Raw genomic sequence first — 6,709 nt, forward strand, 5'->3', positions numbered from 1 at the left:
GGGCTCAGCGTCCTTTAAAGGCCGGGGTGCGCTTTTCCATGAAGGCGCTGACGCCTTCACGGTAGTCCTCGCTGCGGCCGGCAAGGCGTTGCAGGTCGCGCTCGACGTCCAGTTGCTCGTCGAAGCTGTTGTTCAGGCTGGCATTGAGGCTGCGCTTGATCAGGGCCAGGCCGTAGGTGGGCTGGGTGGCCAGGTGGCGGGCGAGCTTCAGGGCTTCTTCGCGGAGGCTGGCGTCGTCCACCACACGGTAGATCAGGCCCCACTGCTCGGCCTGCTCGGCGGTCAGACGGTCACCCAGCAGGGTCAGGGCCTTGGCGCGGGCCATGCCGACCAGGCGGGGGAGGGTCCAGGTACCGCCGGAATCCGGGATCAGGCCGATCTTGCAGAAGGCCTGGATGAAGCTGGCGGAACGGCCGGCCAGGACCAGGTCGCAGGCCAGCGGAATGTTGGCACCAGCACCGGCGGCCACGCCATTGACCGCGCAGATCACCGGCAGCGGCAGGTCGCGCAGGGCACGGATCAGCGGGTTGTAGAACTTCTCGATGGACTCGCCAAGGTCCGGCGCGGCGGCACCGGGGGCCACGTTGCGGTCGCCCAGGTCCTGGCCTGCGCAGAAGCCACGGCCTTCGCCGGTCAGCAGCAGGACGCGGACTTCAGGGTTCTGGCGCACCTGCTTGAGGGCTTCGCGGACTTCGCCATGCATCTTGGCGTTGAAGCTGTTCAGCTGCTCCGGGCGGTTGAGGCTGAGGGTGGCAACGCCAGCCTCGATGGAAAACAGGATGTGCTCGAAGTTCATGGCTCTGGCGCTCTATGGAGTTCGAAGGAGTGGGCGGTCAGTGCTTACTGGCCGGTGAATTCGGGGCGGCGCTTTTCCTGGAAGGCGCGGATGCCTTCTTCGCGGTCGCGGGTGCCGGCCAACAGGGTGAAAGCGTGGCGCTCGAAGCGCAGGCCGCTGGCGAGGTCGGTGTCTTCGGCCTTCAGCAGTGCTTCCTTGGCGAGACGGACTGCCAGCGGCGCCTTCTGGGCGATGACGCGGCCAATGGCGATGGCGCGCTCGACGGTGAACTCGGGTTGGGTCACTTCGCTGACCAGGCCGGCGCGCTGGGCGTGGCGAGCGTCGATGGCTTCGCCGGTGAGCACCATCTGCATGGCCAGGGACTTGCCGACCGCGCGCAGCAGGCGCTGGGTGCCACCGGCACCGGGCATGATCCCGAGGTTGATTTCCGGCTGGCCGAAGCGGGCGTCTTCGCCAGCGATGAGGATGTCGGCGTGCATGGCCAGCTCGCAGCCGCCGCCCAGGCAGAAGCCATTGATGGCGGCGATCAGCGGCTTGCTGAAGCGGGTGATGCGCTGCCAGTGGGCCAGGCGCGGGTCGTTGAGGATGCCTACCAGGTCGCGCTCGGCCATTTCCTTGATATCGGCGCCGGCGGCAAAGGCCTTGCGGCTGCCGGTGATGACCACGACGCGGGTCTCGGCGTCCTGCTCGGCGGCATCCAGTTCGGCAGCCAGCTCACTCAGCAGCTCGGTATTGAGCGCGTTGAGCGCTTCCGGGCGCTGCAGGGTGATCAGACGGACACCCTGCTCGGGCGGCAGGACAGCAAGGGTACGAGGCATGTCGACTCTTCCTCAGGTGCACGCGCGGCCTTTGCGAGCCGCTCTTATTAGTGGGTTCGGGGTGGAGTCCGTTCCTGTGTCTGCCGCGCTGAGGGCGGGGCGACTTTGGCCGGAGTATAACCACAAAGCGATACAAAACAATAATGACAGATATGATTTATGTGTCTCATATGGCCTGTCTTTACTACCAAGGGACAGATTGCCAGGTGCTGTTCAGTGCATGTGAGCGCCGTGTTTTCTGGGGTTTATCGTTATTTTAGGGTGCGAAAGACGTGCCGATGACCGGTCGTCATCTGATACAAGCGCTGAAGCTTTAATGTTGCAGAATGATGTGATACAAAATTCACCATCAAGCGAATCGCTTTGCGCCACCTTGTGGCTTCATCTGTCTTGCTGAGGAGTTCTTCCATGTCGACCACCGCCCGCGCCGCCGCCCTCGAGCTGTTCGAGCACCATCGCGGCACCCTCGAGCGCGCCGTCCAGGCCATCAGCGAGCGCGGCTACTGGTCGCCCTTCCCGGAAAGCCTCAAGCAGTACCCGGAAGAATCGGTAAAAGGTGCCCAGGCTGCTTTCGAGGCGCTGCTGGGTCAGCACTTCGCCTTGGCGGGGCCGGAATCTGTCGGTCGCGCGGGTACCGAGCGCTCGCCCTATGGCTTCGATCTGAATGTGAGCTACGACCAGTACGACGCCGACGAGCTGCTTTCGCGCCAGCAGGCTGCCCTGCCGGCCTGGCGTGATGCCGGCCCGAAAGCGCGGGTCGGTGCGTGCCTGGAAATCCTCCAGCGCCTGAATGCCCTCAGCCCGACCCTGGCCCATGCCGTGATGCACACCAGCGGCCAGGCCTACATGATGGCCTTCCAGGCCGGCGGCCCCCACGCGCAGGACCGTGGCCTGGAAGTGCTGGCCTATGCCTGGCGCGCCATGGCCGAGGTGCCGGAAGCGGCGCGCTGGATCAAGCCCCAGGGCAAGCAGGACCCGCTGGTACTGGACAAGCGCTGGCACATCGTCCCGCGTGGCCTGTCGCTGGTGATCGCCTGCTCGACATTCCCCACCTGGAACACCTATCCCGGCCTGTTCGCCAGCCTCGCTACCGGCAACCCGGTACTGGTCAAGGCGCACCCCGGCTCCATCCTGCCGGTGGCCATGAGCGTCAAGGTTGCTCAGGACGTATTGGCTGAGCTGGGCTTCGATCCGGCCCTGGTCAGCCTCGTGGTGGACACCCCGGAAGCGCCCCTAAGCCAGCGCCTGGCCCTGGACCCGCGCGTGAAACTGGTGGACTTCACCGGCTCCAGCGTCTTTGGCAACTGGCTGGAAGACAACGCCCGCCAGGCCCAGGTGTTCACCGAGAAGGCCGGCATCAACAGCGTGATCATCGACAGCGTGCGTGACATCAAGGCCGTTGCGCGCAACCTGGCGTTCTCCCTGAGCCTCTATTCCGGCCAAATGTGCACCACGACTCAGGCCATCTATGTACCGCGCGGCGGTATCCGCAACGGTGACGAGCAACTGAGCTTCGACGAGGTCGCCCAGACCCTGGCCGGCGCCGTGAAGAGCTTCCTCGCCGACAACGAGCGTGCCTGTGCGGTGATCGGCGCCATCCAGTCCGAGGCCACTGCTCAGCGCATCCAGGTTTGCCGCCAACTGGGCGAGGTGCTGCTGGACAGCGAGGCCCGCGAGCATCCGCAGTTCCCCGGCGCGCGCGTCCATACGCCGCTGCTGCTGAAGGTGGACGCCGCCGACCGCGATGCCTATTCCGAAGAGCGTTTCGGCCCCATCGCCTTCGTCATCGCCACCGACGACACCGCGCACAGCCTGCGCCTGGCCGGTGAGGTGATCGCCGAGAAGGGCGCCCTGACCCTGGGCGTGTACTCCACTGACGAGGCGGTTTTGGACCAGGCCGAGCAACTGTCCCAGGACGTCGCCGTGGCGCTGTCGGTCAACTTCGACGGCGGCGTGTTCGTCAACCAGTCCGCGGCCTTCAGCGACTTCCATGCCAGCGGCGGCAACCCGGCGGCCAACGCCTCGATCACCGATGGTGCCTTCGTCGCCCGTCGCTTCGTCACCGTGCAGAGCCGCCGCCACGGCGCGGCGTGAGCCTATAAGAAGAAGGAGCCCTGCGATGACCTGCTACAGCCTCGACGGATTGACCCCGGTGGTGCATCCCACCGCCTATGTGCACCCCAGCGCCGTGCTGATCGGTGACGTGATCATCGGGCCGGGCTGTTACGTCGGTCCCCTGGCCAGCCTGCGGGGCGACTTCGGCCGGATCATCCTGGAGGAGGGCGCCAACATCCAGGACACCTGCGTGATGCACGGCTTTCCCGAGAGCGACACCGTGGTCGAGCGCAATGGCCACATCGGCCACGGCGCCGTGCTGCACGGCTGCCGCATCGGTGAAGACGCGCTGGTGGGAATGAACGCGGTGGTGATGGACGGCGCGCGGATCGGTGCGCGCTCCTTCGTTTCCGCCACCGCCTTCGTCAAGGCCGGCTTCAGCTGCGAGGCGCAGTCCCTGGTGATGGGCGCCCCGGCGCAGGTCAAGCGCAGCCTGAGCGACGAAGAAGTGGCCTGGAAACAGGCCGGTACCCGCGAATATCAGCAACTGGCCCAGCGGTGCCTGGCCAGCCTGGAAGTCTGCGAGCCCCTCGCCGAGGTGGAGGCCGACCGGCCGCGTATAGCCGATCGTGGGGTGCGTCCGAAAGGTACTTCGTCGCAATGAGTGCGGTCTTCGCACACCGGGGACGTTCCCCGATGGTCATGCCGATAAGCCTACGGGTATATTCGGCATCTTTTTCGTTTCCAGTATGCCCATGACTTCGCTCGTGCCCTTGGATCAACTCGTCACTCGCTTCCAGCAGCAGACGCCCATTCGTGCCAGCTCGCTGATCATCACCCTCTACGGCGATGCCATCGAACCGCACGGCGGCACTGTCTGGCTGGGTAGCCTGATCCAGTTGCTGGAGCCCATGGGCATCAACGAACGGTTGATCCGCACGTCCATCTTCCGCCTGACCAAGGAAGGCTGGCTGAGCGCCGAGAAGGTTGGCCGGCGCAGCTACTACAGCCTGACCGGCACCGGCCGGCGGCGGTTCGAGAAGGCCTTCAAGCGGGTGTACAGCTCCAGCGTCCCGGCCTGGGATGGCGCCTGGTCCCTGGTGATGCTGTCGCAGCTGCCCCAGGACAAGCGCAAACAGGTGCGCGAGGAGCTGGAATGGCAAGGTTTTGGTGCGATTTCGCCCACCGTGCTGGCCAACCCGCGCTGCGACCGGGTGGACCTGACCGCCACCCTGCAGGAACTGGATGCCGTTGAAGACAGCATCATTTTCGAGACCCGCTCTCAGGACGTGCTGGCCTCCAAGGCCCTGCGCATGCAGGTTCGCGAGAGCTGGAACATCGATGAGCTGGGTACGCACTACAGCGAGTTCATCCAGCTGTTCCGCCCGCTCTGGCAAGCGCTGCGCGAGCAGGAAAATCTGCAGCCGGCCGACTGCTTTGTGGCCCGAACCTTGCTGATCCACGAATACCGCAAATTGCTGCTGCGTGACCCGCAACTGCCCGATGAGCTCCTTCCGGGCGATTGGGAAGGCCGTGCGGCGCGCCAGCTTTGCCGCAATATCTACCGACTCATCTTTGCCAAGGCAGAGGAATGGCTGAACGCGGCACTGGAAACCGCGGATGGTCCGTTGCCTGATGCCGGAGAGAGCTTCTATCAGCGATTCGGTGGATTGAGGTAAAGCAGTCGCCCATTGGGCGACGGTCACGGACGAGGTGAACCCGGCAGCGCCGGATAACAAGAACAACGCCTAGCGTGAGGCTGAGAAAGCCATGATGAGTGCACAATCAGTGAGGGCAGACCGCTTCGACGAGTGGCTGCAAGGTATCAACCAGGTCTGCGGACGCTTCGGCGCCAAGCTGCTTGGCTCGGAGTTTTCCGGCTCGATCCGCGAGTACAAGGCCGGTGCCATCAAGCTGAGCTTCGTGGACGTGGCCCAGGCGCGCCTGTACCGCACCCCGAAGGAAGTGGCGCAGAGCGAAGGCAAGCATTTCTACCTGGCCTTCCAGCTGGCCGGTCGCGCAGGCATGGAGCAGGGCGGAAACAGCATCGAGCTGGCGCCGGGTGACATCACCCTGATCGACTCCACCCTGCCCAGTGATTTCGTTTATCACGAGAATTCCCGCCAGCTTTCGCTGATCGTGCCGCGCCACATCGTCGAGCAGGGCTTGCGCTTCACCGGCGTGCGCTGCGCCCAGCGCATCCCGGCCAGCTCGCCGGTGGCGGTGATGGCCAACCGGCTGATCATCGAGTCGACGCACCAGAACAGCCTCAGTCTGTGCGAGAGCGAAGCCACGCTTGAGGCGATGGTCAGCCTGCTGCGCCCGGCCCTGAGCGCCGCGGAAGTCGAGCAGGATGCCCACGAACGTCTGTTCCGCAAGACCGTGCGTTTCATCGACGAGAACATCTGCGCCGAAGAACTCTGCCCGGAAACCATCGCCCGCGAGGTGGGGGTTTCGGTGCGTGGCCTCTACCGCATGTTCGCCAAGAAGGGCCTGGTGGTGGCGCAATACATCAAGAACCGCCGCCTGGACTTCTGCGCCGAGAGCCTGCGTCACTCCAGTGGCGAGCAGAAACTCTCGGCCCTTGGCTACGCCTGGGGTTTCACCGATTCCAGCTACTTCTCCACGGCCTTCAAGGCACGTTTCGGCGTATCCCCCAGCGAGTACCGCAAGCAGTACAGCCAGGGTTGATCCCAGGCTCGATCGGATTTTCTGTAGGGGCGATTTCAATCGCCAAGGGCAGCGCAGCTGACCCCTGAGAGGCCTTTAGGCAGGACTGCGTCCTGCTTAGCGAATGAATTCGCCCCCACAGGTGCTGGCCCAGCCCCCCCGACATTCCGGCTTGCCTGCCTTTTTTGTGGGGGCGATTTCAATCGCTATGGGCAGCGCAGCTGCCCCCTGGAAGGCCTTGGGGCAGGACTGCGTCCTGCTTAGCGAATGAATTCGCCCCCACAGGTGCTGGCCCAGCCCCCCGACCTTCCGGCTTGCCTGCCTTTTTTGTGGGGGCGATTTCAATCGCTATGGGCAGCGCAGCTGCCCC

Annotated in this window: 6 protein-coding genes; 4 read left to right on the forward strand and 2 right to left on the reverse strand. The window is 64.7% G+C overall.

The window, feature by feature from the left end; genetic code table 11:
* Positions 1-4: 4 nt before the first annotated feature.
* Positions 5-796 carry a 2-(1,2-epoxy-1,2-dihydrophenyl)acetyl-CoA isomerase PaaG gene (gene paaG / locus E8E95_RS01910; RefSeq protein ID WP_179062574.1) on the reverse strand — a complete coding sequence of 264 codons (792 nt, stop codon included), beginning with the start codon at positions 794-796 and terminating at the stop codon, positions 5-7.
* Between the two features lie 44 nt (positions 797-840).
* Positions 841-1,614: a 2,3-dehydroadipyl-CoA hydratase PaaF gene (paaF, locus tag E8E95_RS01915; protein ID WP_280347728.1), complete on the reverse strand. Its 774-nt coding sequence runs from the start codon at positions 1,612-1,614 to the stop codon at positions 841-843.
* Positions 1,615-2,022: 408 nt separating this feature from the next.
* Between paaF and paaN the strand changes: the two genes are divergently transcribed.
* The 4 genes from paaN (at position 2,023) to feaR (ending at position 6,360) form a co-directional block, all read left to right on the forward strand.
* Entirely contained in the window at positions 2,023-3,708 is a 1,686-nt protein-coding gene (paaN, locus tag E8E95_RS01920) for a phenylacetic acid degradation protein PaaN (protein WP_280347730.1), read from the forward strand.
* Positions 3,709-3,733: 25 nt separating this feature from the next.
* Complete coding sequence (gene paaY, locus E8E95_RS01925) at positions 3,734-4,333, forward strand: phenylacetic acid degradation protein PaaY (RefSeq protein WP_280347732.1); 600 nt, start codon at positions 3,734-3,736, stop codon at positions 4,331-4,333.
* A gap of 91 nt (positions 4,334-4,424) precedes the next feature.
* Positions 4,425-5,348, forward strand: coding sequence for a phenylacetic acid degradation operon negative regulatory protein PaaX (gene paaX, locus E8E95_RS01930; RefSeq protein ID WP_179062571.1), 924 nt, complete (start codon positions 4,425-4,427; stop codon positions 5,346-5,348).
* 91 nt (positions 5,349-5,439) lie between these two features.
* Positions 5,440-6,360, forward strand: a complete 921-nt coding sequence (gene feaR, locus E8E95_RS01935; RefSeq protein WP_280347735.1) for a transcriptional regulator FeaR — start codon at positions 5,440-5,442, stop codon at positions 6,358-6,360.
* The last annotated feature ends 349 nt before the right edge of the window (positions 6,361-6,709 follow it).

This window comes from Pseudomonas sp. BN414 (assembly GCF_029871275.1).
Taxonomy (GTDB): Bacteria; Pseudomonadota; Gammaproteobacteria; order Pseudomonadales; family Pseudomonadaceae; genus Metapseudomonas; species Metapseudomonas resinovorans_C.

Bases quoted from the DNA above. Each gene is read 5' to 3' on its own strand.
- paaN (WP_280347730.1), top strand. From the start codon at position 2,023: ATGTCGACCACCGCCCGCGCCGCCGCCCTCGAGCTGTTCGAGCACCAT.
- feaR (WP_280347735.1), top strand. From the start codon at position 5,440: ATGATGAGTGCACAATCAGTGAGGGCAGACCGCTTCGACGAGTGGCTG.
- paaF (WP_280347728.1), bottom strand. From the start codon at position 1,614: ATGCCTCGTACCCTTGCTGTCCTGCCGCCCGAGCAGGGTGTCCGTCTG.
- paaX (WP_179062571.1), top strand. From the start codon at position 4,425: ATGACTTCGCTCGTGCCCTTGGATCAACTCGTCACTCGCTTCCAGCAG.
- paaY (WP_280347732.1), top strand. From the start codon at position 3,734: ATGACCTGCTACAGCCTCGACGGATTGACCCCGGTGGTGCATCCCACC.
- paaG (WP_179062574.1), bottom strand. From the start codon at position 796: ATGAACTTCGAGCACATCCTGTTTTCCATCGAGGCTGGCGTTGCCACC.